General features: G+C 70.6%; 19 protein-coding genes and 1 pseudogene. 9 read left to right on the top strand and 11 right to left on the bottom strand.

Features of this window, described 5'->3' with window-relative positions:
- Window positions 1–19: 19 nt before the first annotated feature.
- From AC6CKD_RS35570 to AC6CKD_RS35555, 4 genes are all read right to left on the bottom strand, one after another.
- Window positions 20–1,447 carry a GH1 family beta-glucosidase gene (locus tag AC6CKD_RS35570; protein ID WP_498333207.1) on the bottom strand — a complete coding sequence of 476 codons (1,428 nt, stop codon included), beginning with the start codon at window positions 1,445–1,447 and terminating at the stop codon, window positions 20–22.
- 97 nt (window positions 1,448–1,544) lie between these two features.
- Window positions 1,545–2,465 carry a carbohydrate ABC transporter permease gene (locus tag AC6CKD_RS35565; RefSeq protein WP_498333206.1) on the bottom strand — a complete coding sequence of 307 codons (921 nt, stop codon included), beginning with the start codon at window positions 2,463–2,465 and terminating at the stop codon, window positions 1,545–1,547.
- A complete protein-coding gene (locus AC6CKD_RS35560) occupies window positions 2,462–3,451 on the bottom strand; it encodes a carbohydrate ABC transporter permease (protein ID WP_498333204.1) in 990 nt (329 codons plus the stop codon). The genes AC6CKD_RS35565 and AC6CKD_RS35560 overlap by 4 nt, the downstream gene beginning before the upstream one ends.
- 204 nt (window positions 3,452–3,655) lie before the next feature.
- The gene (locus AC6CKD_RS35555) at window positions 3,656–4,960 is read right to left on the bottom strand and encodes an ABC transporter substrate-binding protein (RefSeq protein WP_498333202.1); all 1,305 of its coding nucleotides are present in this window, start codon (window positions 4,958–4,960) and stop codon (window positions 3,656–3,658) included.
- 242 nt (window positions 4,961–5,202) lie between these two features.
- Between AC6CKD_RS35555 and AC6CKD_RS35550 the strand changes: the two genes are divergently transcribed.
- Window positions 5,203–7,983, top strand: a complete 2,781-nt coding sequence (locus AC6CKD_RS35550) for a glycosyl hydrolase (protein WP_498333200.1) — start codon at window positions 5,203–5,205, stop codon at window positions 7,981–7,983.
- 94 nt (window positions 7,984–8,077) lie between these two features.
- Here AC6CKD_RS35550 and AC6CKD_RS35545 read toward each other — a convergent pair whose 3' ends face one another.
- Window positions 8,078–9,115 (bottom strand): LacI family DNA-binding transcriptional regulator, encoded by a 1,038-nt coding sequence (locus tag AC6CKD_RS35545; protein WP_498333199.1) that lies wholly within the window; start codon window positions 9,113–9,115, stop codon window positions 8,078–8,080.
- A 133-nt stretch (window positions 9,116–9,248) separates the two neighbouring features.
- The gene (locus AC6CKD_RS35540) at window positions 9,249–9,410 is read right to left on the bottom strand and encodes a carbohydrate-binding protein (protein WP_498333197.1); all 162 of its coding nucleotides are present in this window, start codon (window positions 9,408–9,410) and stop codon (window positions 9,249–9,251) included.
- 176 nt (window positions 9,411–9,586) lie between these two features.
- Between AC6CKD_RS35540 and AC6CKD_RS35535 the strand changes: the two genes are divergently transcribed.
- On the top strand, window positions 9,587–10,528 hold the full coding sequence (locus tag AC6CKD_RS35535) for a LysR family transcriptional regulator (RefSeq protein WP_498333195.1): 942 nt from the start codon (window positions 9,587–9,589) through the stop codon (window positions 10,526–10,528).
- Window positions 10,529–10,725: 197 nt separating this feature from the next.
- Window positions 10,726–12,090, top strand: coding sequence for a carbohydrate-binding protein (locus AC6CKD_RS35530; RefSeq protein WP_498333194.1), 1,365 nt, complete (start codon window positions 10,726–10,728; stop codon window positions 12,088–12,090).
- Between the two features lie 83 nt (window positions 12,091–12,173).
- Here AC6CKD_RS35530 and AC6CKD_RS35525 read toward each other — a convergent pair whose 3' ends face one another.
- A complete protein-coding gene (locus tag AC6CKD_RS35525) occupies window positions 12,174–14,549 on the bottom strand; it encodes a bifunctional serine/threonine-protein kinase/ABC transporter substrate-binding protein (RefSeq protein WP_498333192.1) in 2,376 nt (791 codons plus the stop codon).
- Window positions 14,550–14,772: 223 nt separating this feature from the next.
- Between AC6CKD_RS35525 and AC6CKD_RS35520 the strand changes: the two genes are divergently transcribed.
- Window positions 14,773–15,630, top strand: a complete 858-nt coding sequence (locus tag AC6CKD_RS35520; RefSeq protein ID WP_498333190.1) for a 2OG-Fe dioxygenase family protein — start codon at window positions 14,773–14,775, stop codon at window positions 15,628–15,630.
- Between the two features lie 60 nt (window positions 15,631–15,690).
- Here AC6CKD_RS35520 and AC6CKD_RS35515 read toward each other — a convergent pair whose 3' ends face one another.
- Together AC6CKD_RS35515 and AC6CKD_RS35510 are read right to left on the bottom strand one after the other, a co-directional pair.
- The gene (locus AC6CKD_RS35515; RefSeq protein ID WP_498333188.1) at window positions 15,691–16,827 is read right to left on the bottom strand and encodes an alpha/beta hydrolase; all 1,137 of its coding nucleotides are present in this window, start codon (window positions 16,825–16,827) and stop codon (window positions 15,691–15,693) included.
- A 151-nt stretch (window positions 16,828–16,978) separates the two neighbouring features.
- Window positions 16,979–17,779, bottom strand: coding sequence for a bestrophin-like domain (locus tag AC6CKD_RS35510; protein ID WP_498333187.1), 801 nt, complete (start codon window positions 17,777–17,779; stop codon window positions 16,979–16,981).
- A 371-nt stretch (window positions 17,780–18,150) separates the two neighbouring features.
- Here AC6CKD_RS35510 and AC6CKD_RS35505 point away from each other — a divergent pair, with 371 nt between their 5' ends.
- Window positions 18,151–18,606 (top strand): hypothetical protein, encoded by a 456-nt coding sequence (locus AC6CKD_RS35505; protein WP_498333185.1) that lies wholly within the window; start codon window positions 18,151–18,153, stop codon window positions 18,604–18,606.
- Between the two features lie 91 nt (window positions 18,607–18,697).
- On the opposite strand, the gene AC6CKD_RS35500 is transcribed toward AC6CKD_RS35505, so the two are convergent.
- On the bottom strand, window positions 18,698–19,291 hold the full coding sequence (locus AC6CKD_RS35500) for a TetR/AcrR family transcriptional regulator (protein ID WP_498333183.1): 594 nt from the start codon (window positions 19,289–19,291) through the stop codon (window positions 18,698–18,700).
- Between the two features lie 19 nt (window positions 19,292–19,310).
- On the opposite strand from AC6CKD_RS35500, the gene AC6CKD_RS35495 reads away from it, so the two are divergent.
- The 3 genes from AC6CKD_RS35495 (at window position 19,311) to AC6CKD_RS35485 (ending at window position 21,437) form a co-directional block, all read left to right on the top strand.
- Window positions 19,311–19,754: a DUF6463 family protein gene (locus tag AC6CKD_RS35495; RefSeq protein ID WP_498333181.1), complete on the top strand. Its 444-nt coding sequence runs from the start codon at window positions 19,311–19,313 to the stop codon at window positions 19,752–19,754.
- A 94-nt stretch (window positions 19,755–19,848) separates the two neighbouring features.
- Window positions 19,849–20,463 carry a DUF3995 domain-containing protein gene (locus AC6CKD_RS35490; RefSeq protein WP_498333179.1) on the top strand — a complete coding sequence of 205 codons (615 nt, stop codon included), beginning with the start codon at window positions 19,849–19,851 and terminating at the stop codon, window positions 20,461–20,463.
- A gap of 347 nt (window positions 20,464–20,810) precedes the next feature.
- Complete coding sequence (locus tag AC6CKD_RS35485; RefSeq protein WP_498333177.1) at window positions 20,811–21,437, top strand: ATP-binding protein; 627 nt, start codon at window positions 20,811–20,813, stop codon at window positions 21,435–21,437.
- Between the two features lie 493 nt (window positions 21,438–21,930).
- On the opposite strand, the pseudogene AC6CKD_RS35480 reads toward AC6CKD_RS35485, so the two are convergent.
- Window positions 21,931–22,581 (bottom strand): annotated as a pseudogene (locus tag AC6CKD_RS35480) (ATP-binding protein); the annotation flags it as partial.
- Window positions 22,582–23,935: 1,354 nt separating this feature from the next.
- Here AC6CKD_RS35480 and AC6CKD_RS35475 point away from each other — a divergent pair.
- Window positions 23,936–24,064, top strand: a complete 129-nt coding sequence (locus AC6CKD_RS35475) for a hypothetical protein (protein WP_498333176.1) — start codon at window positions 23,936–23,938, stop codon at window positions 24,062–24,064.
- Window positions 24,065–24,608: the final 544 nt, after the last annotated feature.

Here is a 24,608-nt window from a genome sequence, read left to right as displayed (position 1 = left end):
GACGCGGGAGAGATCCCCCTCAGTCCCGCGCCAGCCCGCCCCGCGCGATCACCTCCGCGTACCACCGCGCACTGTCCTTCACCGTGCGCCGCTGGGACGCGAAGTCCACGTGGACGATCCCGAAGCGCTTGCCGTAGCCGTACGCCCACTCGAAATTGTCCAGCAGGCTCCACAGGAAATAGCCGCGCACGTCCACGCCGTCTTCGATCGCCCGGTGTACGGCCGTCAGGTGCGAGTCCAGGTACGCCACCCGCTCCGGGTCGTGGACCTGCCCTTCCGGGTCCGCGTAGTCGTCGTACGCCGCCCCGTTCTCCGTCACCAGGAGCGGGAGGTGCGGGAGTTCGTCGCGCAGCCGGGTCAGCAACTCGTACAGGCCGTTCGCGTCCACCGGCCAGTCCATCGCCGTGCGCGGGCCCGCCGCCGGGGTGAACGCCACATGCTCCTCGGCCCCCGCCCAGGGAGCGGGGGAAGCGGAGCGGCCCGCCGACACCACGCTGGGGGAGTAGTAGTTGATGCCCAGCGAGTCGATCGGGGTGGACGCGACCGCCAGATCGCCGTCCCGGACGAACGACCAGTCCGTCACCCCCGCCGTGTCCTCCACCAGGTCGGCCGGCAGCCGCCCGTGGAAGACCGGGTCCACGAAGATCCGGTTCGCCACCGCGTCGATCCGGCGCACCGCGTCCCGGTCCGCCGCGGTGTCCGTCAGCGGGCGCAGGGCGTGGAGGTTCAGGGTCAGGGAGATCTCGGCAGTGGTCGGGAGGTGATCACGCAGGACGCGAGCCGCCCCGCCGTGCGCCAGGTTGAAGTGGTGGGCGGCGCGCAGTGCCGCGAGGTCGCTGGTACGGCCGGGGGCGTGGACCCCGCTCCCGTACCCGAGGAACGCCGCGCACCAGGGCTCGTTCAACGTCGTCCAGGTCGTCACCCGGTCGCCCAGCGCCCGGGCCACCAGGCCCGCGTACTCCGCGAACCGGTGTGCGGTGTCCCGCTCCGGCCAGCCGCCCGCGTCCTCCAGCTCCTGAGGAAGGTCCCAGTGGTAGAGCGTCGCGACCGGCCTGATCCCGTTCGCCAGCAGCTCGTCCACCAAACGGCGGTAGAAGTCCATGCCGCGCTCCACGGCAGGGCCCCGTCCCGTCGGCTGGACCCGGGACCAGGAGACGGAGAAGCGGTAGTCCGTGACGCCGAGTTCCTTCATCAGCTTCACGTCGTCCGGCATCCGGTGCAGGTGGTCGGCGGCGATGTCACCGGTGTCCCCGTTGCGGACCTTGCCGGGGGTGCGGCTGAAGGTGTCCCAGATGGACGGCGTCCGGCCGCCCTCGGCGGCCGCTCCCTCGATCTGGTAGGCGGCGGTGGCCGTGCCCCAACGGAATCCGGCGGGGAAGCGGAGCCCCGTCCCGGTCTCGGGGCGGGTGCCCGTGGAGGTCGCCGGGCGGGCATCGACAGTGGTCATGAGAGGGACGCTCCAGGAAGTGAGGGGGACGGGAAAACGATCGGACGGGAGGCCGGCGGGGCCTGGACCTGGACCGGGACCGGGAGGGCGGGCCGCGTCAGCCCTTCACTGCTCCCTGCATGATGCCGCCGACGATCTGCCGGCCCAGCAGGCCGAAGACGAGCAGCACCGGCAGGGTGCCGAGCAACGTGCCGGCCATGATGACGGACTGGTCGTTGACGTAGCCGCCGCCGAGCTGCCGCAGCGCGACCTGCACGGTCGGCTCCTGCGAGGACAGCGCGATGACCGGCCAGAAGAAGTCGTTCCACGCCGTCATGAACGTGAGCATCCCGAGCACCGCCATCCCCGGCCGCGCGATCGGGATCACGATCGACCAGAAGATGCGGGCCGTGGAGGCCCCGTCCACGCGGGCCGCCTCGATCAGCTCGTCCGGCAACGACTGGATCAGGTACTGGCGCATGAAGAACACCCCGAACGCCGACACCAGACCCGGCAGGACCACCGCCTGGAGCTGGTTCACCCACTGGAGTTCGGCGATCAGCATGAAGAGCGGGATCACGCCGAGCTGCGGCGGGATCATCATCGTCCCGATCGTCAACGTCAGCAGCGCGCTCCGGCCCCGGAACCGCAGCTTGGCGAAGGCGAACCCGGCCAGCGTGCAGGAGAGCACCGTGCCCACGGTGATGGACCCGGAGACGATCAGCGAGTTCAGCAGCGCCTTGCCGATGTCGGCCTCTTCGAGGACCGCCTCGAAATTCTTGATCAGGTTCGGGCCGGGCAGCAGGCTCGGCGGCACCTGTGCCAGGTCCGCGTTGGAACGGCTGGCCGCGACGATCGTCCAGTAGAACGGGAACGCCGAGATCAGCAGCGCGAATCCGAGGACGAGGTAGGCGATCCAGCCGCCCGTCATCGTCCTCCCGGCTCCGCCGCCCCTGCGGAGCCAGCGGTGTCCGCCGGGCCGATCCCGCGGAGGACGGCGCTTCTCGGGCGCGGTCGGCGGTGCGGCGAGCGCGGTCATCGGCCGGCCTCCTTGCGTGCACGGCGGCGCGCGACCAGGGCATTGACCCCGACGAGCACCACGATCAGGACGAACATCACCCAGGCGATGGCCGCGGCCCGCCCCAGGTGGAAGAAGCCCCAGCCCTGTTCGTACATGTACAGGCCGAGGGTCTGGTACTGGTGCGAGATCCCGCCGGAGATCGATCCCTCGAACAGCAGCGGCTCACCGAAGAGCTGGGTCGCCCCGATCGTCGAAACGATCACGGTGAAGACGATGGTCGGCCGCAGGCCGGGAAGGGTCACGTGGAGGAACTGGCGCCAGCGAGAAGCCCCGTCCAGCCCCGCGGCCTCGTACAGCTCGTGCGGGATCGACTGCATCCCCGCGAGGTAGATCAGCGCGTTGTAGCCGGTCCAGCGCCAGATCACGATCGTCGATACGGCGATCTGTGAGGCGACCGTGCCCGTCTGCCAGTCCACCGGGTCGACACCGACGAGCCCGATCACGTAGTTGATCAGGCCGAAGTCGCGGCCGAAGAGCTGCGCGAAGACGAGTGTGGCGGCGGCGACGGACGTCGCGTAGGGGAGCAGGACCGCGGTCCTGATGAACGTCCGGCCGCGCAGTTTGTAGTTGAGCAGGTGGGCCAGGCCAAGTGCCATCGCGAGTTGCGGCACGGTGGACAGCACGCCGATGGTGAACGTGTTGCGCAGCGAGATCCAGAAGTACTCGTCGGTGAAGAGCGCGGTGTAGTTGGCGATGCCCCGCCACTCCATCTCGCCGCTCGTCTGGAGCTCGACGCGGTAGAGGGAGACGAACGCCGTGTAGAGGAGCGGGAAGAGGCCGAAGGCGAGGAACAGGGTGAAGAAGGGGGCGATGTAGGCGTACGGGGAGGCCTTGCGCCAGGTTCGCCGGAGAGCGGCTGCCGGACCGTCGTCCGGGCCGGTCCCGGGACCGGATCCGGTCCCGGCCGGGCGGGGGCCGGCCTTCGCGGTGGAGGTGGGGGACACGATGCGGCCCTTCGGTGAATCGGGGCAGGAGGGGGTGCGGGTGCGGGAGGGGTACGGGGTGCGGCCGGCCCACCGAGGTGCGCGGGCGGCGCGGCCGCCTTCCAGGCGGCCGGTCGTCCGTGCGGGGACGCCCGGGGTGGACCGGCCTCGCGGGGAGGCGAGGGGCTCGGCCGCCACCGTCGGTGGACGGCCCCGCGACCGGTGTCAGCCGATCACGTTCGCCACGCCCTTCTTCGCCGTCTCCCACGCCGTGTCCGAGGAGACTCCCTTGCGCTCGACCTCGCTCAGCGCGTTCGTCAGCTGCTGCATCACGTTCTGGTCGTGCACGCCGAGCACCTGGACGGGGGACTCCTTGGCCGCGTCACCGAAGATCTGGCCGATCGGGGCGCCCGAGAAGTACGGGTCCTTGGCGTCCGCGATCTTCGCGATCGCCCCGGTCGAGGAGGGGAAGTTGCCCTGCTTCTGGAAGACCTTCGCCTGCTGCTCGGGCGCGGTGAGCCACTCGATCAGTTTGTACGCCTCCTGCTTGTGCTTGGCAGCACGCGGGATCGAGAGGTACGAGCCGCCCCAGTTGCCCGCGCCGCCGGGCAGCTTGGCGATGTCCCACTTGCCCTGGCCCCCGTCACCGGCCTGGGCCTTGACGTAGCCGAGCATCCAGGCGGGGCACGGGATGGTGGCGAACGAACCGGCGGCGAAGGCCTGGTTCCACTGCGGGGACCACTGGTCGAGCTTGGCGCTCAGGCCGGCCTCGGCCGCCTTCACGGAAGTGTCCCAGGCCGTCCTGACCGCCGGGTTCTTCTCGTAGATCATCTCGCCGGAGGCGTTGTAGTACCGCTCCTTCTCCTGGCCGATCATGATCCCGTAGAGGGATCCGATGCTGTCCAGCCAGGCGCTCTGGGCGGGTGCCTTCTTCTTGTACTCCTTGCCCAACTCCAGGTAGCCGTCCCACGTGGACCACTTCTTCGCGAGTTCCTCGCGGTCGGTGGGGAGCCCGGCCTGCTTGAAGAGGTCGGTGCGGTAGCACATGGCCTCGGGGCCGACGTCCGTGCCGAGGCCGAGCACCTTGCCGTCCTTGGTGGTCGCCGCCGACCACTTGGCCTCGGCGAACTGGCCCTTGAGCTTGTCGGCCCCGAACTCCTTCAGGTCCTGGAACCTGTCGGCCTGCTCTTGGGTGACCGACGCGATCCGGCCCACCTCGACGCCCTGCACGTCCGCGAGACCGCCGCCGCCCGCGAGGCGGGTCTGCAGCGACTTCCAGTAGTCCGCCTCGTCCTGGGTGTCGGTCTGCTTGATCGTCACGTCGGGGTTGAGCTTCTGGTACTCCTCGTAGAGCCCCGCCTCCTTGAAGCCGAAGGATCCGAAGAGGTCGACCGTGAGGGTGACTTTTCCGCCCGCACCGTCGGAGGCGTCCGGCGAGGCGCCGGAACCACAGGCGGCGAGGAGGGCCCCCGTGAGGACGACCGCGCCGAGGCGGGCTGTGGCTCTCTTGGCGGCTCGGGCGATGGGCATGGGAAGCCTCCCTTGACTTCGGGATGAACCGAGTGCTTGAGAGCGCTCTCAGTTCTTGCGTCTGGAGCGTCCCCCACCACCTCCTCCCCGTCAAGACTCGAACGCGTAACAGCTTGGTGTTACGCCCAACTGCCCTTTGTGCCTGTTCTCTTGACACTTAGGTTTCAGGAGATTTACGTTCCTTGGCACTTGAGAGCGCTCTCGAACGCGCTCTTCCCCCCACGTGATCGAGGTGCTGTTTCGTGCGAGCCTCCCCCTCCAGACCCGCAGTGGCGACGCTCCTGGCCGTCGGCCTGGCCGTCGTCGGCCTCGGCCCGGCCGCCTCCCCAGCGGCCGCGGCCACCGTCCCCGCGGGTGCGGGCAGTTACACCGATACCCGGCCTGCCGGTACGTCAGGACCGACGACGAACACCGGCGCCTCCGTCACTCCCAAACTCACCGCCGCCGCCCGGGACAAGCCCGTCCCGACCAACGACTGGTGGACCTCGCTCGCCTACCAGCGCTACGGCGACAACCCGTACTCCACCCCCATGTACGGTCACCCCCTCACGTACCAGGCCAAGGCCTCCGGACTGGAGGTCGGTTACCCGACCGCGCCCGCGATCGTCGGTGACGGCCGGCAGTACGAGTACGCCCACAAGGCCGACCTCACCGTGGGCCTCACCGGCCTGAACTCTCCCGACACCAAGGCCGACGCCTGGTCGGACTGGACGGTCACCCCGTACTGGGCGGACGGCTCCCGGACCTTCCGGGCCACCATCGGCCACGGCATGCCGTTCGTGTACGCCAAGGGCTCCGGCGGCGACGCCCGCATCACGACCGCCTCCACGCCCACCGTCTTCGCGGACAACGGCAACGTCCTCGGCATCACGGTCGCCGGTCACCACTACGCGCTCTTCGCACCGACCGGCGCCGACTGGATCGTCTCCGGCACCACGATCACCGCCGGGCTCGCGGGCAAGGACTACTTCTCGCTCGCGGTCCTGCCTTCCACTGACGCGCTCGCGACCTTCCGCAAGTACGCGTTCAGCTTCGTCACCGGCTCCCAGGTGGCCTGGCAGAGCGCCGGCGGCAACGTCGGGGCGACCTACACCCTGACCACGGAGGCCAAGGAGGGCACCGAGCGCGGCACGCTGCAGGCCCTCTACCGCCACCAGTGGCTGCACACCACCGACGCGCTGACCCCGTACACGTACGTCTCGCCGCGCGGCACGATGAAGGTGCGCGAGTCCGCCTCCTTCACCACCAGCCAGAAGAGCAACGGCGTGGTGCCCGCCCTGCCCGCCTCCAGCGGCGTCGACCGGGCCCGGCTGACCGGCTACCTCAACGAGGTCGCCAACGCCTCCGACCCGTTCTCCGGGGCCGCCGACACCTACTGGACCGGCAAGGCGCTCGGCCGTCTCGCCCAACTGGTGCCCGTGGCCGACCAGATCGGCCAGACCGCGACCCGCGACAAGCTCCTCGGCCTGATGAAGGGACGGCTCCAGGAGTGGTTCACGGCGGGCGGGGCGAGCGAGTTCAGCTACGACAAGGACTGGAAGACCCTCACCGGATATCCGGCCTCGTACGGCAGTGACACCGAACTCAACGACCACCACTTCCACTACAGCTACTACGTCTACGCGGCGGCGATCATCGCCCAGTACGACCAGGCCTGGGCGGCCGACTCGGCCTGGGGCGCGATGATCAAGCACCTGATCCGCGACACCGCCAACCCGAGCCGCACCGACTCGTCGTACCCCTTCCTGCGCGGCTTCGACGTGTACGCGGGCCACAGCTGGGCCTCCGGCCACCAGGGCTTCGCGGCGGGCAACAACCAGGAGTCCTCGTCGGAGTCCATCAACCTCAGCGCCGGTCTCGTGCTCTGGGGCGCGGCGACCGGAGACACCTCGCTCCGCGACCTCGGCAGCTACCTGCTGACGACGGAGTCCGAGGCGATCACCCAGTACTGGTTCGACGCGAGCGAGCAGGTATTCCCCGCCTCGTACAAGTACGGCACGGTCGGCATGGTCTGGGGCAGCGGCGCCTCCTACTCCACCTGGTGGACCGCCAACCCGGAGGAGATCCACGGCATCAACGTCCTCCCCGTGACCGGAGGTTCACTCCACCTGGCCCGTGAGAAGGCCGCCATCAAGCGGAACATCGCCGAGATGGAGCGCGAGAACGGCGGCCCGGCCCAGGAGTGGCGCGACCTGCTCTGGGAGTTCGAGGCACTGGCCGATCCGGCCTCGGCGAAGGCCAAGTGGGATGCCGCGAACGGAAATTACACCCCCGAGCAGGGCGATTCCAAGGCGCACACCTACCACTGGATCAACACCCTCGACACACTCGGCGCACCGGACATGACGGTCAGCGGCAACCTGCCCACCTCCGCCGTCTTCAGCAAGAACGGCACGCGCACCTACACCGCGCACAACCACGGCTCCACCGCCCGCACGGTGACGTTCTCGGACGGCAAGACCCTTTCCGTACCGGCCCGTTCGACGGCCACGGGCACGGGCGCCGGCGGTGGAGATCCGGACCCGGAGGAGCCGGGCCCGTCCACCGGCAACACCTTCCGCCTCAAGACCGGCGGCGTCCTCACCACCGCCACGACCGACCCGGCCGGCGTGGACACCCTGGCCTCGGCCGACGGCGTGAACCGGGACGGCACCCCGTACCGGCCGACCGTCTACGAGGTGAAGCAGGTCAACGGCAAGGTGTCCGCCGGGGCCGCCACCTCGTTCCGCCTCCGGGTGGACGCGGGAACCAAGGTCGGGCTCGCCCCGCAGGTCCGGGTCAGCTACGACCTGTCCGGTGACGGCACCTTCGACCGCACCGAAACCTTCCGCTACTTCGCGACCGACCCGGTCGCGGGCTGGGAGGAGTACACGCAGGCGGTCGGCGCGCAGGCCGTCACCGGCAGCCTGGGCGAACTCAAGAACGGCACCGTCCGTCTGGAGATATGGAACGCGCTGGGCAACGGCACGTCCCAGGTGCAGACGGGCACGGACGCGGCGGTGCTGAGGATCCCGTACGCGTAGTCGCCCGCAGGAACGAACCGGACGTACGGGCGCCATCGGTGCGGCGGGTCTCCGGCCCCTTGGGGCGGGGGCCCGCCGCGCGCGTACGTCGGGGTCAGGCCGAGGCCCGCCGGACCAGCGTGGTCGGGGTGATCACCGAGTCGGGTGCCACGCCGTTCCCCGTACGGTCGAGGATGCGCAGCAGCAGCCGTGCCATCAGCCGCCCCTGGCCCTCGATGTCCTGGCCGACGGTGGTCAGCGGCGGTTCGGTCTCCTTGGCCACCGGATCCATGTCGTCGAATCCGACGACCGCCACCTGCTCGGGCACCGCGATCCCGCGCTGCCGCAGGACCCGTAGCGCCCCCGACGCCATCAGATCGTTGGCGACGAACACCGCGTCCAGGTCGGGCCGCCGTTCCAGCAGCTCCGTCATCGCCCGCGCCCCGCTCTCCACGGTGAAAGCGCCCTCGGCGAGGAGCGTCGGATCCACGTCCAGCAGCACGTCCCGGTAGCCGTCGAGGCGGTCCGTCGCCGAGGTCTGGTCGGGCGGCCCGCCGATGTGCGCGATCCGCTCCCGCCCGAGGTCGAGCAGGTACCGCACCGCGACCCGGGCCCCGCCCCGGTTGTCGGCGTCGACGTACGGTACGGCCCGATCGCCGGGGTCGGCGGTCCAGCCGGGCCGGCCCCCGAACACGGTCGGAATCCCCGCTCGCCGGGTGATCGCGGGCAGCGGGTCGTCCGTGTGCAGCGAGAAGGCGAGAGCGCCGTCCACGTGGCCGCCGGTCAGGTACCGGGTGACCCGGTCGAAATCCCCCGGCCCCTCCACCAGCAGGAGCACGAGCTGGGTGTCGTGGGCGGTGAGCTCCTTGCTGATGCCCCGTATCTGCTGGGAGAAGAAGGGGTCCGAGAAGATCCGCACCTCGGGCTCCGCGATGACGACGGCCACCGCGCCCGTTCGTCGGGTCACCAATGACCGGGCCGCGCGGTTGGGGACGTAGTCGAGCTCCTCGACGGCCCGCAGCACCTTGTCGACCAGCGGTTTGCGGACCCCGTCGCCCCCGTTGACGACCCGCGAGGCGGTGGCCCGGGAGACCCCCGCACGCGCCGCGACGGCTTCCAGGGTGGGGCGGGACCCGGGGTACTGCTCGGGCAAGGCGGTCGCTCCTCGTCGACGGGGGCGGCGACACGCAGGGAGGTGCGGACCTGTGCCGTCGCCGGATCGACTACAGCCTAGCGCCGGGCCGGGCGGACGGCTGAGAGCGCTTCCAATCGGGACATTGCCCCGCTCAACCGGCGTACGGCTGCCACATCTTGACGGTCGTCGCGGGATTGCTCGCGGAATTGGATTTGTGCGTCACCAGGCACCGGTACTGCCTGCCGAGATGAACGACACGGTCGTTCTCCGCATACTGGCGATTGACTTTCCAATCCGAGAATCCTGCTGCCATGTGACGCCACCTTTCATCGAGCCGGCTCACTACCGGCGTGCATGAAGCATCGCACCCTCCTGAGCAGGGCGGACACCGATCCCGTCGGCCGGCCCGCCCACGGCCACGAGCTTTCACCGATTCCGGATGCGGCAGACCTGTAGCGCATGCAGACAGGTCTGGACCAAGCTCATGGCATGGATCTGGAGTTGAGGCACCTCAAGATCGTCAGAGCCGTCGCAGACGCCGGCAGCCTGACCCGCGCGGCCACCGTCCTGGGGCTCACCCAGCCCGCCCTGAGCACCCAGCTCAAGCGGATCGAGCGGGCGCTGGACGGGCCGCTCTTCGTCCGGGGGCGGGAAGGCGTACGGGCCACCGCGCTCGGGGAGCTGGTGCTGGAGCGGGCCCGCGTGGTGCTGCCGGCCGTGTGCGAGCTTCAGGAGGAGGCGGTGCGCTTCGCCCGGCAGGGCACGGCCGGATACCGGCTCGGAGGCACGCACGGGCCGCTGCTGGGCGGACTCGTGGACCGGATCGTCCGGCAGGAGCCCGGGGTACCGGTGACCACGTACACCTCGTGGTCGGAACGGGAGGTCGCCGCGGGCGTGGCCGCGGGCAGGCTGGACTTCGCCCTGGTCGGGGTGTGCGGGGAGAGCGTCCCGCCGGAGCCGGAGCGGCTCGCGTGGATGGAGGTGGCACGGGACCCGGTCCACGTGATGCTGGCCGAGGACCACCCGCTGGCGCGACGGCCGTGGATCGAGCTGGCGGAACTGGCCGCCGAGGCCTGGACCGACGTACCGGGCGACGGGTGCTTCGGGGACTGCTTCGCGGCGGCCTGCGTGCGCGCCGGGTTCACCCCGGCGTGCGTGTACGAGGCGGACACGGCTTCGTGCGTGCACCTCGTCCAGGTCGGACGGGCCGTGGGACTGTGCCGGGCGACCTTCCCCGTGACCCCCGGACTCGTGACCCGGCCGCTCGCCGGGAGCCCACTGGTGTGGCGGCACCTGCTCGGCTGGCATCCGGCGACGCGGGCAGCCGCCCGCGCGGGAGCGGTGCTGGACCACGCCCGGGACGCGCACACGGAGGCGCTGGCCCGCTCGTCCGCGGTCGCGGTCACCGCGGCACTGGCGGAACGGGCGTAGTCCGGTCGGGTCGGGGCGGGGCGGGGCGGGGCGTGGAGTGGCGAGGCGTGGAGGTCGCCGCGACCCGGTCGTCCGTCGGCTCCCCTCCAGCCCACCGCGCGGCCATAACACCGGGGGAAGGGCCAACCGGCATCTCCCGCAGGGGCGTTCGGATTCCTACGGTGTCGCTGACCCCCACCGAACCGAGGAGATCCCCCATGCTCAAGCGACACGCCCGCGCGGCGTGTACCGCCCTGGCCGCCGCCGGGCTGCTGCTGGCCGCCACCGGCGCCGTTGCCACCGCCGCCCCCGCGGAATCCGCAGACGCCGCGCGCCCGACGAAGTCGGCCTCCGCCACCCTGCGCACCGCCGAAGCTCCCCCCGAGCTGCTCACCGCCATGCAGCGCGACCTCGGCCTGACCCCCACGCAGGCCAAGGCCCGTCTGGCCCACGAGGCCGAGGCGGGGGCCACCGCCGCCCGGCTGCAGGCCCGGCTCGGCGCCGCCTTCGCCGGAGCCTGGCTGGACGGTGCCGACGCGGGGACCCTGACCGTGGCCACCACCCGGGCCGCCGACACCGCTTCGATACGGGCCACGGGGGCCCGGGCGAAGCTGGTCAGCCGCTCCCTGACCGACCTGGACACCGCGAAGGCCGCGCTGGACCGGGCCGCCACCGCGGGGACCCCGGTCCGCTACGTCGACCCGCGCGGCAACACCCTGGTCGTCGAGGAGACCCGGCCCGGGGCCGCGGCCGGCCTGCTGGCGGCCACCGGGATCGACGCGGCACTGGTCACGGTGGTCCGTACCGCCGAGGCCCCGCGCCCGCTGTACGACCTGCGGGGCGGTGACGCGTACTACATGAACGGCAGCGGCCGCTGCTCGGTGGGCTTCCCGATCACCAAGGGAACGGTGAACGGCTTCGCCACCGCCGGGCACTGCGGGCGGGCCGGGACCACCACCACCGGGTTCAACCGGGTTGCCCAGGGCTCTTTCCAGGCCTCCGTCTTCCCCGGCAGCGACATGGCCTGGGTGGCGGCGAACGCCAACTGGGCCGCCACCCCCTACGTCAAGGGCAGCGGCGGGGCGAACGTGCAGGTCACCGGCTCGGTGCTGCAACCCGTCGGGGCCTCGGTGTGCCGCTCCGGATCGACCACGGGCTGGCACTGCGGGACCATCCAGCAGCACAACACCAGCGTCACCTACCCCGAGGGCACCATTTCCGGCGTCACCCGCACGACGGTCTGCGCCGAGCCCGGTGACTCCGGCGGCTCCTACATCTCCGGCAGCCAGGCCCAGGGCGTGACCTCGGGCGGCTCGGGCAACTGCTCCAGCGGCGGGACCACCTTCTTCCAGCCGCTGAACCCGCTCCTGTCCGCCTACGGCCTGACCCTCAAGGTCACCGGAAGCGACCCGGGCCCCGGCCCGGGCAACCCGGAGCCCGGCGGTACCTGGAAGGCAGGGGCCGTCTACGCGGCCGGCGCCACCGTCACCTACGGCGGCGCGAGCTACCGCTGCGTGCAAGGCCACCAGGCCCAGACGGGCTGGGAGCCGCCGGTGGTCCCGGCGCTCTGGCAGCGGCTGTAGACCACTCCGTAGGACGGGTGGCGCCGTGGCTGCCAAGGGGGGAGCCACGGCGCCACCCGGTGCGCGGTCCCGTCCGGGACGGCTCAGGGGGCAGCGGGACCGCTCTTCACGGTCGTCCAGCTGCCGCCCTTCACCGCGTACACCGTCAGCCGGCGGTTGACCGTGTCGCCGTACGCGTCGAAGGCCACGCGACCGGTGACGCCGTCGAACGCCAGCCCCGACACGGCCTGCGGCATCTTCGCCCGGGCGTCCGCGGGGAGGGTTCCGCCGTGGGCGTCCACCACGGCCTTCACCGCCTCGATGACGGCCCAGGCCGCGTCGTACGCGTAGGGGCCGTACGAACCGGCCGCCTCCGGGTACCCCGCCGCCCGGTACTGCGCGAGGAAGTCCCCTCCCTTTGCCAGGTCCTCGGCAGGAACGCCGATGCCCGTGGCGAGGTCGCCCTCGGCCTTCGTGTTCGTGGTGAGGAACTGCTGGTCGAAGACGCCGTCCCCGCCCATCAGGGGCACGGTCACGCCCGCTTGCTTGAGCTGCTCGGAGAGCCGCCCGGCGGTGTCGTAGTAGCCGCCGAAGTACACGGCATCGGCCCCGGAGGCCCGCGTCTGGGCGGCCAAGTAGGCGAAGTCGTCCTGCGCGGGATCGACCCGGTCCGTACCCACGACGGTCCCGCCGAGCTTCGTGAACCCGGAGCTGAACCCGGATGCGAGGCCGGTGCCGTAGGCGCTGCCGTCGTCGATGACGTAGAGCTTCCTCTTCCCGGCCTCGTCATGGAGGTACCGGGCGGCGAACGGCCCCTGGTCGACGTCCGTCGCGACGGTTCGGAAGTAGGTCTTGTACGGGCGGGACGTGGAGCCCTTGGCCCAGTGGGGGCCCAGCGTCAGCGCGGGGTCGGTGTTGGCCGGTGACACGTTGACGAGGTTCGCCTGTCCGAGCGGTTCCGCCATGGTCTTGGCGACCGCGGAGGTGAGTGGCCCGACAACGCCGAGCACCTTCTCGTCGTCGATGAACCGAGTGGCGTTCGGCCGGCCCTTGGCGGGAGCGGCTTCGTCGTCCAGAGCTTTGATCTCGAAGGTCACGCCGGGTACGTGCCCGGTGCGGTTGGAGGTCCGGGCCGCCAGGTCGGCGGAGTTCTTCATGCCGACCCCCATGGCCGACAGGTCGCCGCTGAGCGGTGCGTCCACTCCGATGACCACCGTCACGGGGGAGGCCGCGGAACCGCTGCCGGGCGTCCCGCCGCCGGGCGGGGTGTCACGGGTCAACTTCCACGTCAGAACGGAGCCGGCCGCGAGCGTGACCACGGCGACTCCCAAAACGGCGGAGCGCCTCGTGAGGGAGCGCCGTCGGGCGGACGCACCCTCGGCCCGCCCCCGCTGGTCCGTCCAGCCGAGCGAGACCAGATCCTCGGCCGGGGGCACGGCCAGGGGCGGGGTGGCCGGCCGCTCCGGTACGGGCCGGCGGAGGGTATCGGGCGTGCGGGCCGGTTCCTCGGCCGTGGCCGTCGGCAGGGTTGACGGGGACGGCAGCTCCGCCTCCCGCTCGGTCGGGGTCGGGGCGTGTTCCGTCACCGCCTCCGGGGCGGGTGCCGGTTCGGGCTCGCGCGGGACGGCCTTCGCAGCCGTGTCCGCCCGTGACTCGTAGGACCGCAGCGCGGACGCCAGCAGCTCGGCGGCCTCGGCGGCGCCGACACGCTGTCCCGGGTCCTTCGTGAGGAGCGCGTCCAGCACGGGCGCCAACGGGCCGGCGTGGGCCGGTGGCCGGTGGGGGCGGGTGAAGACGGCTACGGCAAGGGCGTGGAGTCCGTCGGCCTCGAACGGCGGGCGTCCCTCGATCGCGTGGTAGAGGGTGGCACCGAGCGCCCACAAGTCGTTGGCGGGGGTCGGGCGCCTGCCCTCCAACTGCTCCGGGGGCATGTAGTGCGGGGTGCCGATGACGGTCCCGCTCCGGCTGAGCTTGGTCGTGGCGTCCGACAGGTGGGCGATGCCGAAGTCGGTGAGGACGACGCGGTCCTTGGTCAGGAGCACATTGTCCGGCTTGATGTCGCGATGGATGATCCGTGCGTCGTGCGCTTCGGTGAGCGCGCCGAGCAGGGCGGCCCCGATCTCCGCCACCCGCTGCACGGGCAGCCTGCCCTGTTGGCGGATGGCCGCGGCGAGGGACTGCCCCCGGATGAACTCCATGACGATGACCGGGGCGCCGTGGTGCTCCACGACGTCGTGGATGGTGATGATCCCGGGATGGCTGAGAGTGACCGCCGCGCGGGCCTCGCCCGTGAAGCGCCTGAGCAGCGTCTCGCGGTCGCCGTCCTCCAGCCCCGCCGGGAAGAGGATCTCCTTGATGGCGACCTCGCGTCCGAAGAGCTGCTGGTCGACACCGCGCCAGACCCGGCCCATGCCGCCCTGGCCGATGGGTTCGACCAGCTGGTACCGGCCGGCGATGAGTTCGGATGTCTGGTCGGTCACGCGCACACTCTAGGACCTGTTGGACCGGTCGGGTGACGGAACCATGGCCTGATCCCGTTCCCGGCCGGTGGACCCGGTGGACCCGGTGCGGCGGTACGCGGGCCGACGGCGGGGACTGCGGCGGGCGTCGTCACGTGGGTTCTGTGGGGAAGGGGAGGTGTGCGTAAGGTCGGCACGGGGCCGCCGGCGCCATGGCCGCGATGGTGACCTTTTGGAGGAACGCGTGGGAAATGCCGAGCCCCGGGGGCGGTCGCAGTCTCGTACGGGGAGTCCCGGCCCGGCAGGAGCGGACGGTCTGGGCCGGCGCGGAGCGGACGGTCTGGGCGAGCGCGGGTTCGCCCGCTACGGTGCTGAGCAGCTCGGTATCGACCCGGACGGCTCCGCGGCGAGGGACTTGGCCAGGATCCGGGAGGTCTTCGCCGCTCTGCCACCCGACCCGTACGCTCCGGGAACGAACCGGTTCCGCCGCTACTCCCACGCCGTGTACCTGCCGTGGAAGGACGAACTGTCCTGGATTCCCGGAACCCCCGACCCCGTGCACGGTACGGTCACCAATTTTTCCCAGGGCGAGGACGACCCCGAGCACCCGCGAAAGCTCCGCGTGCTCCCCGACATCCCCGAGGAGCTGCGCGGCAACGCCCTGCTGCTGCGGCTCCTGCGCTGGGACATCGAGCAGGTCCTGTCCCTGAGGGACCTGCGGAGACGGCCGCTGTGGGCCGGGGTGCACCTGATCAGGCTGGGCGTCGACCGTCCGGGCCAGGATGCCGTTTCATCCCCGAACTGCCTTCACCAGGACGGAGGTTCGGCCAGCACGTTCACTTTCGCCCACCTGATCGGCCGCACCAACGTCACGGGTGGGCAGAACGTCATCGCCACGCCGGGCAGTGCGGGTCTGCAGCCCGACGACCCGTGGGCGGACATCCACACCAGTTTCACCCTCACCGACCCACTGGACGGCTACGCCGTCCACGACCACAGGGTCAGCCACTACGTCGGCCCGGTTCGCACCGGCTCCGAGCCGGGGCCGGGCGAACGGTCCATCCTCATCGTCGGCCTCGCCCCGTACGTCCCCCAGCTGTGACACCGGCACCGCCCGCGCCCGCCGCTCACGCCTGTACTCCACGGGGCCGAGCGGGGCTCGTCAGCCGCGGGTCCAACGGAAGTCGACTTCCGGGTAGCGCGGGGAGGGGCTGTTCAGCAGGGGGGACGGCCGGCCCTTCAGGAACTGGTCGAGGCACAGGCGGGTGTAGGTCCGGATCAGCTCGGTCGAGCGGGCCGGGTCCAGGGCCCCGAGCAGTTCGGCGTACAGGTCGGGAGGCCAGGACTCCGCCAGGCCGCCGGGCACGGCGAAGTGCGGCAGGTCGGTGTAGGTGAGGTGCCCGGTATGGCGCGCTCGCAGCTGGCGGCCCCATCCACGCTGGTGCTCTCGCCAGCGCCGCCAGGTGTCGTGGTCCTCCAGTGCGGTGAGCAACAGGTACGGACGATCCAGCCCGACGTCGGCCACCGACGAGCCGAACAGGGCGCCGTCGAGATTGACCCCGACGGTGAAGCGGTCGTCCACGCGGAGGAGCTCGGCGGCGGCGGCCCCGCCCATGGAGTGCCCGACGACGCCGATCCCGCGGGGTTCCGCCCGGGGCGATTGCCGCCGACGGGTCAGGGTCGTGGCGACGAACCGCAGGTCACCGACGCGCGCGCCTATTTCGAGGCGCTCCTGGCGGTCCCAGTCGTCTGACTCCTCGGGCAGCACGCTGTGGACGGCCCGACCGTCGGGGAACTCCACCACCGCCGCGTCGTAGGTGTGGTCGATGCCCGCGACCAGGTATCCGTACGATGCGAGCTCCTCGGCCAGGGCGGTGCAATTGCTGCGGCCGCCCTTGCGTCCGTGCCCGAGCAGTACCAGCGGCAGCGCGCCCGGCTTGGCCGGCGCGCCGGTCCGTGCGTGCGGGCGTACGGCCCCCAGGGTGCCCGCCTTGAGGGGCAGACCCGCCTCGAGGGCGGTGGCGACCCCGCTCGTCGTGTACGGGGCCCTGCGGCAGCCGGCGGTGGTGAGCGCGGGGTACCAGAGTTGCACCATGAGTTCACGCGGCCTGCGGTCCGGCGCGAGGGGGTCGTCACGGTCGTGGTCGACCAGGTGCAGGTCGATGGTGCCCACCGGCCGCCGGGAGGTGGGGGCGGGGAGGTCGATGACCTGCCCGGCGGCCCGCGCGGGCACGGAGGGCAGGACGAGCGCCCCCGTGCTCGATCCGGCGAGAACCAGAAGGGACCGGCGCGAGACCATCAACCACCCCAAGGCGACTACGTGCAGAAGGATTTGACGGATGCCCACCCTAGAAGGTCTGGACCATTCTGCCTAGCGTGCCGGGCGGGCGGGCGGAGCTGTGGGAGTCGGTGCGGGTCCTCCCGTTCGGCGTAGCTTGCCGGTCCGCGCGTCAGGCGGCCTTGCGGTTGCCGTGGTCGTCGCAGGGGAGTTCGGAGGCGGGGTGGTTCGCAGTGAAGTCGCGGGTGGCCTGGCGTTCGGCCTCGGTGATCGCTGTCGGTTGGACGTCGATGATGCCGCCGAAGGGGCGGTCGACGTCGCGGATGATGCACAACGCCGTCGTCAGCAACGCGGTGATGACGACGAGTGTGATCAATTGGCCACGGTTGTTGCGGCGCGGCAGGCAGATGCCGAGGGCGACGACGGTGATGGCCAGCGTGGCGAGCAGAAACCAGAGGATCGCGCTGGGAATGCTCGCGGTGGCCTGGGTGAGGCGTTCCTCCCGCTCCTCCGAGCGCTTGTTGTCGGCGGCGATCAGCATGCCGAAGACCGGCTTGCCCTCCACCTCGCGGAAGACCCGGCGCAAGTCGGTGGACCACACGCTGGGCACCGGCGAGCCGTGGCCGTCCGCCATGGCGGGCCACTCCTGGACGCGTACGGCGCGGGCGTAGCAGACGGCGTCCGCCTGGACTTCGGCTCGCTGGGTTTCGGGCGCGTACTCGGCGGACTCGACGAGCTGGTCGATGGCGCGGGCTTCGCCGCGGGAGGCGACTTCGGCCTTGCCGTACGAACCGTTGGCGGTGACGAGGACGAACGCGAGCAGCAGCACGGTCAGCGTCAGCAGGGGGCCGACCAGGTCCTTCACGGCCATGCCCGTGTCGTCGTCCTCGTTGAGGAGCCGGGGGCGCAGGAAGCGGTTCGCGGCGAGGCCGGCGAGCAGGGCGAGTACGGCGACGGTGATGACGAGGACCACGGACGGACACCTCCGGGTGGGATGGGGGAGCCCCTGGCGTAGGGGGGCGCCGGGATCATGTCCCGTACCGTGTGCCGCCCAGAACAGCGGAAACGTCTCCTCGCCTTCGAACGAGCGACACTCCTTGCGCCGGAGAGCCCCGCGCCGCGGTCGCCGGTGATGAACGGAGTCGGCGTTGGCCTTTCCCCGGAAAAGCGGGCGTCGGAGATATGAAAAGCAGATCTACACGCTGATGGTGGCGGCCCGCGTGAAGCTCTGCATCACCTCGCCTCGATTTCACACAAGGCCTGTGCTCCAGAGCACACGGCCTGTCCTATCGTGATACCCATCGTCCTGCCGATACCCGGCAGGGAAATCGCACGGGGGCTTTCATGCGTGGATTCGTCCACACGGCGGCACGAACGGTCGGGGTAACCGGAGTGGTAGTGGCGTCCGTTATGGCGGGGCCCCATGCCCAGGCGGCCAGCGGTGGCGGCTGCGGCACCTACTACGCCGGGAGTGGCGGGCAATACGTCAAGATCAAGGCCTGTATCAGCTCGCCCAGGTGGGGTGTGGGGCGCCCGGACGCGTACATCAGCCTGGCTGCGGGGCACCCGGCCTGCAATATCGCCATTCGGACCGTCCGGACGGGCAATTCGCAAGTCGTATCGAACAAGGTGTACCCCTGCCCCTCGGGTGCCATCAACGACAAGCACTTCACGGCTCCCGACTTCAGCGACACCACGGCAGAGACTGGTGAGTCGTATGCCAACTACACCCAGATCAACTGGACCTCTTCCGGAACGTGGACGTTGCCGTACCGCAGCCCGTGGCTGAAGCTCCAGTAAACCCGCACGGCCGAATGGGGTGGGTGTGCGCCGCACGGCGCATACCCACCCCTTTTCCGTGGGGGCTGATAGCGGCTGATAGCGCCGCCGGTCAATTGCCCCGGGCGGCGGCTTCGGCGAGCGCGGCGATGCGTGAGGCGAGGGCGGGGGTGGGGGTGGGCGGCTGGGCGAGGAGGAACAGCCAGGCGTACGCCGTGCCGAGTATGGCGGCGTGTACCAGTGCGGGGTCTGCCGGCGTACTCAGTTCGCCGCGTCGGTGGGCGCGTTCCAGCATCGCGGTGATCTGTGCGCGCTCTTCGGCGATGAAGGTCTCCTGGAACCGCGCGGCGACGTCGGGCTGCTGCCGCAGGTCCGCGAGCAGCCCGGGCGTGGCCGCGGCGGTCACCGGGTCGGAGAAGATCCCCAGGATCAGGTTCGCGAGCGCGGTGAGGTCGCCGGTGAGCGTCCCGGTGTCGGGCAGGGGCCGCGATTGTCTGCCGTGGACGAGGACGGAGAAGACGAGTTCGCCGCGTGAGGTGTGGCGGCGGTAGATGGCTGCTTTGCCGATGCCTGCCGTGGCGGCGATGGCGTCCATGGTCAGGCCCGCATATCCCACGCGTGGCACCAACTCGCGTACCGCGTCGCGGATTGCGGCGTCCACGCGGGTCTCGCGCGGGCGGCCGGTGGGTTGCTTCGGAGGCTGCATTGCCCCATCATACGAAACTATGAGTATCGGAACTGGACGTATCGAAACGTCCTCCGCGGGCGGCAGTACGCGCGCCCGCACCCTGACCCTGTGGGCAGGCCGCAGCGCAGTGTCCATCGGCGGCCTCCACACCGCGCTCTTCGCCTTCGCGTCCCGGTCGGAATGGGGCGGCTGGCTCTCGGGCGAGCTGCGTGGCGCGGATCCCGAGAGCCTCGCCGAGTCGGTGCGTCTGTTCTGGGCGCTGCCGGGCGGCTTCGCGGTGCCGCTGATTCTGCTGGGCCTGCTGCTGTCGCGGATGGCCCGCACCGGCCAGGAGGTCCCGCGCTACGTGGGATGGGTCCTGGCGGGCTGGGTGGCGCTGGCCGGGTGGATCTTGGGGCCTTCGGGTTTCCCGCTGGGCCTGGTGCCGGCTGTGCTGCTGATTCTCGCGTCCTGGGGCACCGGTCGTGAGCGCCATTCCTGAGTTCGAAGGTGGCTCTCCGACGCGGGGAAGCCCGGTCGTTCGCGTGGACGGCGCCCTGTACGCCCTGTCATCGAGGTCCGGCAACGCTGGAACCGTGACCATCAAGCGCCCTTTCAACCATCCAGCGCGTCCGGCCGTCGGCTGGGGGCTCCGCCTCCGCCTGGGCAGGTGGCCCGGGTTCGCCGTTGCGGCATGGGGGATTCTGTTCGCGGTACCCAGTTTCCTCTGGGCGTCGGGCAGCACCATCGGTGCGCAGTCGACGGTGGCTCCGGAACTGATACGGCTCGCTGATGACCGGGTGACGTGGTTCCTGGCCGTCTTGTGGGTGACCGGTTTCCTGAAGCTTTTCGGGGCGCTGGTCGGCATCGGGCTTATGAGCCGTCGCGGCACGTGGACGGGTCGACTCATGGTGTTGTGTGGCGGTGGCGCGACGGTGCTGCTCGTCGGGCACGGATGTCTCTTCGTTGCCCACGGCGTGCTGGTCGAAGCCGGGGTGCGCGCTGTCGCGCCCGGTCTGGCAGGGTTGACGCGCTGGTACCTCTACCTGTGGGGGCCGTGGTTCATCGCGGGCGGCCTGGCCTTCGCCGCGGCCACCGTGAACTATGTCCGCCGTCATGATGACCGCCGTGAGGTGCGGATCTACGGCTGGGCGGGGGCCCTGGGCGCGTTGTTCCTGTCTTTGGCCTCGCTCCTCACCGGGATTGGTTGACGGCGCTCGCACAGCAGCCGCCGCGGGTGAGTCCGCGCGGCGTGGTGGGTCGGCTGCCCTTGCGCCCGTTGATCTCCTTGCCGCCGCCGAAGCCGCGTGAGGCGGCCGGCACACCCCCGCGAAGCCGGTCGTGGAACTCGGCGAACAGTCGTTTGTCGCGCCAGCGCCGCAAGAAGGCGTAGGCCCCGGCCCCGGAGGAGATTCGACCGCCATCGCCCACCACTTGATGTCTTTGCGTGCAGCGGCGTGTCCCTGCTTCGTAAAACGGTTCAGGCACGAATCCCGTGAACCATCGTCAGCCAGGGAACGGCCTCAAGGCCGTCATCACTAGGCGGCATACTTGCCCGATGGACATGTCGAGCGCTTCCTGGGTCAATACGACGCACGATTGGTCCAGTGTCGTTGATAGGGAGCATCTGGCACACATCCGACAGAGTCCCGCGACGTTCGCTCCGGATGGACCGTGGCACCTCGTCCTTGAAGTACTTGCCTATGCCGCCGACGAATCGTCAAGCAATGGCGGGGGACGCTGCGTCGTCGTTCTCCATCCCGACGGCTCCCTATCTGTCCGGGATGACGGACGGGGCACCGACACCCGTGTGGACGAGCACGGCCGGAGCGTGAAGAAGCCGGTCATGGCTACGAAGGATCTCCGGTTCTTCGATGTCCCGCACGACGAGGTGCTGCCCGACGGCCGTCCTCGGCGGGGCATGTCCGTGGTGGCGGCACTCAGCACGTGGCTCGCCCATACCAACCGCCGCCTCAACGGGGCCTGGACTCAGCGCTACGAGAACGGCGTCCCCGTCACCGACCTTGAGCCCGTTGAGGTCGACGGCACGACCGGGACGCTGGTGCATTTCAGGCCGGACGAGTCGTTGGGCTCGGTGACCGTGCCGCCGGCCGGCGACCTTTCGCACCTGGCCACGGCCTGGCCGCATTTGGAGGTTCAGATCGATGACCGGCGCGATGACTGACGGACTTGGCGGCGGTGACCGCTCTCTCGTCACAGCGATCAGCTTGCTGTGACCGTCGAGGTCTGTGGTCGGCGGCTGACGGTGGGAGTCGCTTGCCCAGGAGGGCGAGGCGGCCACGACCAGGTCGTTGACGCGGCCCTCACCCGGGCCGGCTCGTGATCCATCGGCCGGCCTCACGGGGCGAGGGCGGCCCACCCCCTCGGCGGCCGTCCGGAGGCGGATCGGTGTCCGGGACGTCGCGGGTGGACGTAGTCGCGCAGGGTGCTGTGACTGCAGCGGACCCCGCCTTCCTGTAGCGCGCGGTGCAGCCGGGACAGGTTCGTGCAGCCTCGGCGCTGCGTTGCTCCCGGTGGGGCCGGTAGAGGCTCATCGGTCTGGCAACCGGCGTCCTGGCCGGGATCTGCCCGGCCCGCCGCGCCTCGACCCTGCAACCCGTCGAAGCGTTGCGCGGCTGACCCGTCCGTGGCGGGTGGTAGCGGGCCGGCCGCTACGGACGCTCGTCGGTGAGTGAGATGGCCAGGCCCGCGTTGTGGAAGGCCAGTTCCTGGAAGCGCTGCGACAACGTGGCGCACGAGTACGGGGTGGTCTCGAAGATGTCGCCGTCGGGCAGGAACGCAATCGCGGTGCCGCGTCCGCTGCTCTCCTCGTTCCTCGTCAGCGCGGTGACCGGAAGGCCCTTCTCGTACTCCTGGGTCCAACGGTGGCCGTCTCGGTGGACCTCGATGCTGAGACGGCTCGACAGCGCGTTGACCACGGGAAGTCCCAGGCAGCCGAGGCCGCCGGACTGCCAGTAGCCGGTGCGGGTCCCGGAGCCGAAGGACAGCTCCGTCAGCTCGAGTTCGACGGCCGGCTTGCCGGCGGGCTCCACCACCTCGACGGGAAGGCCCCGCCCGTTGTCCGCGACGCGAACGCCGCCGTCCGCGGTGATCGTGACGTCGATGGTGTCGGCGTGCCCGGCAAGGTGCTCGTCGGCGGCGTACGAGACGACCTCGTACACCAGTTGATGCAGGCCGCGTTCACCGATCGAGCCGATGTACATGCCGGGGCGCATGCGTATCGCCTCGCGGCCCTCGAGTACCTGGATGTGACTGGCGTCGTACTCATTCACGTTCGCGGGCTGACTGGCGTTGCCGGACTCGGTCATGAAGCACCCTCCCTGGGCCGTCCAGTGCGTGGTCGTGAGCGGATCCCACCGAAGCGGCCGACGCTGCTTCCAGTCGGTCACCCGTGTACGTCCATGTTAGGTATCCGGACGTAAAGGCCCAGGTCAGGCGACATGTCATGAGGTTCCACATGGTCGCGTCCCCGGTTGTCTCGAACTCACCGTCCTTGGGGGGTCGCTGCTGGGGGCGGAGCGGCGCGAAGGCCCCGCCGGAGGCGCACAAGGCGCATCTTCCGGCGGGCCCGAGAGGTCTTTCTCACCGGATTCTCCGGCCGAGTGCGGCCAGTCCACCCGGGTGGCCGCCAGGACGCCCGTGACGCGTCCCGCTGGACGTAAACCCTTTTTGCCGTTCGCGAACTGCCGCCGACCAGCCTCCACGCCTGGGCAGTCTGCCCGGGAACCCGGAGCGGATACTGGTGGTTCGTGCGGCGTCCTGTGATGAGTTGTAGCCCGAATCGGATGCATGAGGGCCGCGTGCTGAGCGGGACGCCGATGGTCTTATGCTTCCGTCCGTGATCCGCCCCATCTCAGGCCCTCCCACCTGGAGGCACCCGCTCGCATCGCTCCTGCTCACGCTGCTGATATCCATCGGCTGGTACGGGATGCAGCCGGTATATCCCGACTGCGCTTTCTTCGTCCTCGGCCCCCCTGACGATTCACCGGAACGCGCCCATCAACGGGCAATCGATCAGGGTCAGTGCGACCCCGGCGTCTACCGCTGGAGAACCATCGTGGGTCACTGAACCTGCACCGCCGTCACCGCATTCATGAGCGACAGCTCTACGGAGATCAGGGCGGCACGTTGATTCTCTGCGAGGCTGAGCCATCGGGGCGCCCGCGTCGGGAACTGCACTGTCCCCGCACGGGTTTGCTCGACCGACAGCCAATCGCCGAGCCCCTCTGGCTGCTGTGGTGGTGGCGCCTCTACGAGGACGGTCGAAGCGGCCTACATGACCGGCGGTGTCTAGCCCGCGCCGACGCCTACGTGTACAACTCGACCGGCGCGCTCATCGCGGCCGGAGCGACAGCGAAGACCCGCTGATCCGCCGAAAGACACCCCGGAGGCGCGACTCCACCGCCGCCGGGAGCCTTCGCCTGGCTCGGTGCGCGGCCCGTAGCGTCGCTGGGCGGACGGCGACGATCCAGTGACGGCCGAGATGCCGCACCGCTGCCGGTAGTTGACGAACTGACCTTGACGGACGCGCCCGAGCCCGATCTGTCCTGTGCAGGACATGTCGCGTCCAGGACACCCAAGAACCCTGGTTCACCCCTTTCACCTGCGGCAACCTTGATCACGTCAGCAAGAAGCACCGCACAACTACGGGGGAATCCGGTCATGTTCAGTCGCCTCAAGGTCGCCGCGCTCGTCGCCGTCACGCAAGCCACCGGCGTGGACGGTGTGGCACACCAGGCGGACCGGCGTGAGGACGACGCCCCGCTGGTTGCCGACAGAGTGGACAGCTGACGACCGGACTCCGGTCGGGCGGAAACAGGGCCCGCGAGTCACCGACGGTGATCGCCGGCCCGGCGGGGAGCGCCTTCCCCGCGCCATCGGCCGCTTCGCCTGGTTGTCCCCGACGGCCCCGTGGCCACGGGCACGGCACCTGCGAGGCGCCGGCCCGGCCCGGCCCGGCCCCGAGGGTTCGCACGTCCGACCCCTACGTCTTCCCCCTCCGACTTTCCGCTGTGCTCTCGCCGCCGGCTTCGCCTGGCACTTCGGCCTCACCCCCGGCTGAGCCCGCGTGTTCGCTTTCGCCTGACTCTTCGGCCTCGCCCGCGGTTTCGCCTGCGAGCCCGAAAGCCAACCCCTCTCCTTGCCCCTCCCCTCCCCCCTTTCCTCTCATGGAGATACGAGTGAAGAAGTCCATGCGGGTCGCGCTCGCCGCCTCGGCGGTAGCCGTGGTGCTCACCGCGATACCGGTCGGCCTCAACCCCCTGTCCGGTTCCAGTCCGGCGTTCGCCGCCGCGGACAACGGCGCGATCGACCCGCCGCTGTTCGATGAGACCCT

The sequence above is a fragment of the Streptomyces sp. GQ60 genome (genome assembly GCF_059758875.1).
This window is presented reverse-complemented; position numbering and strand designations above follow the sequence as displayed.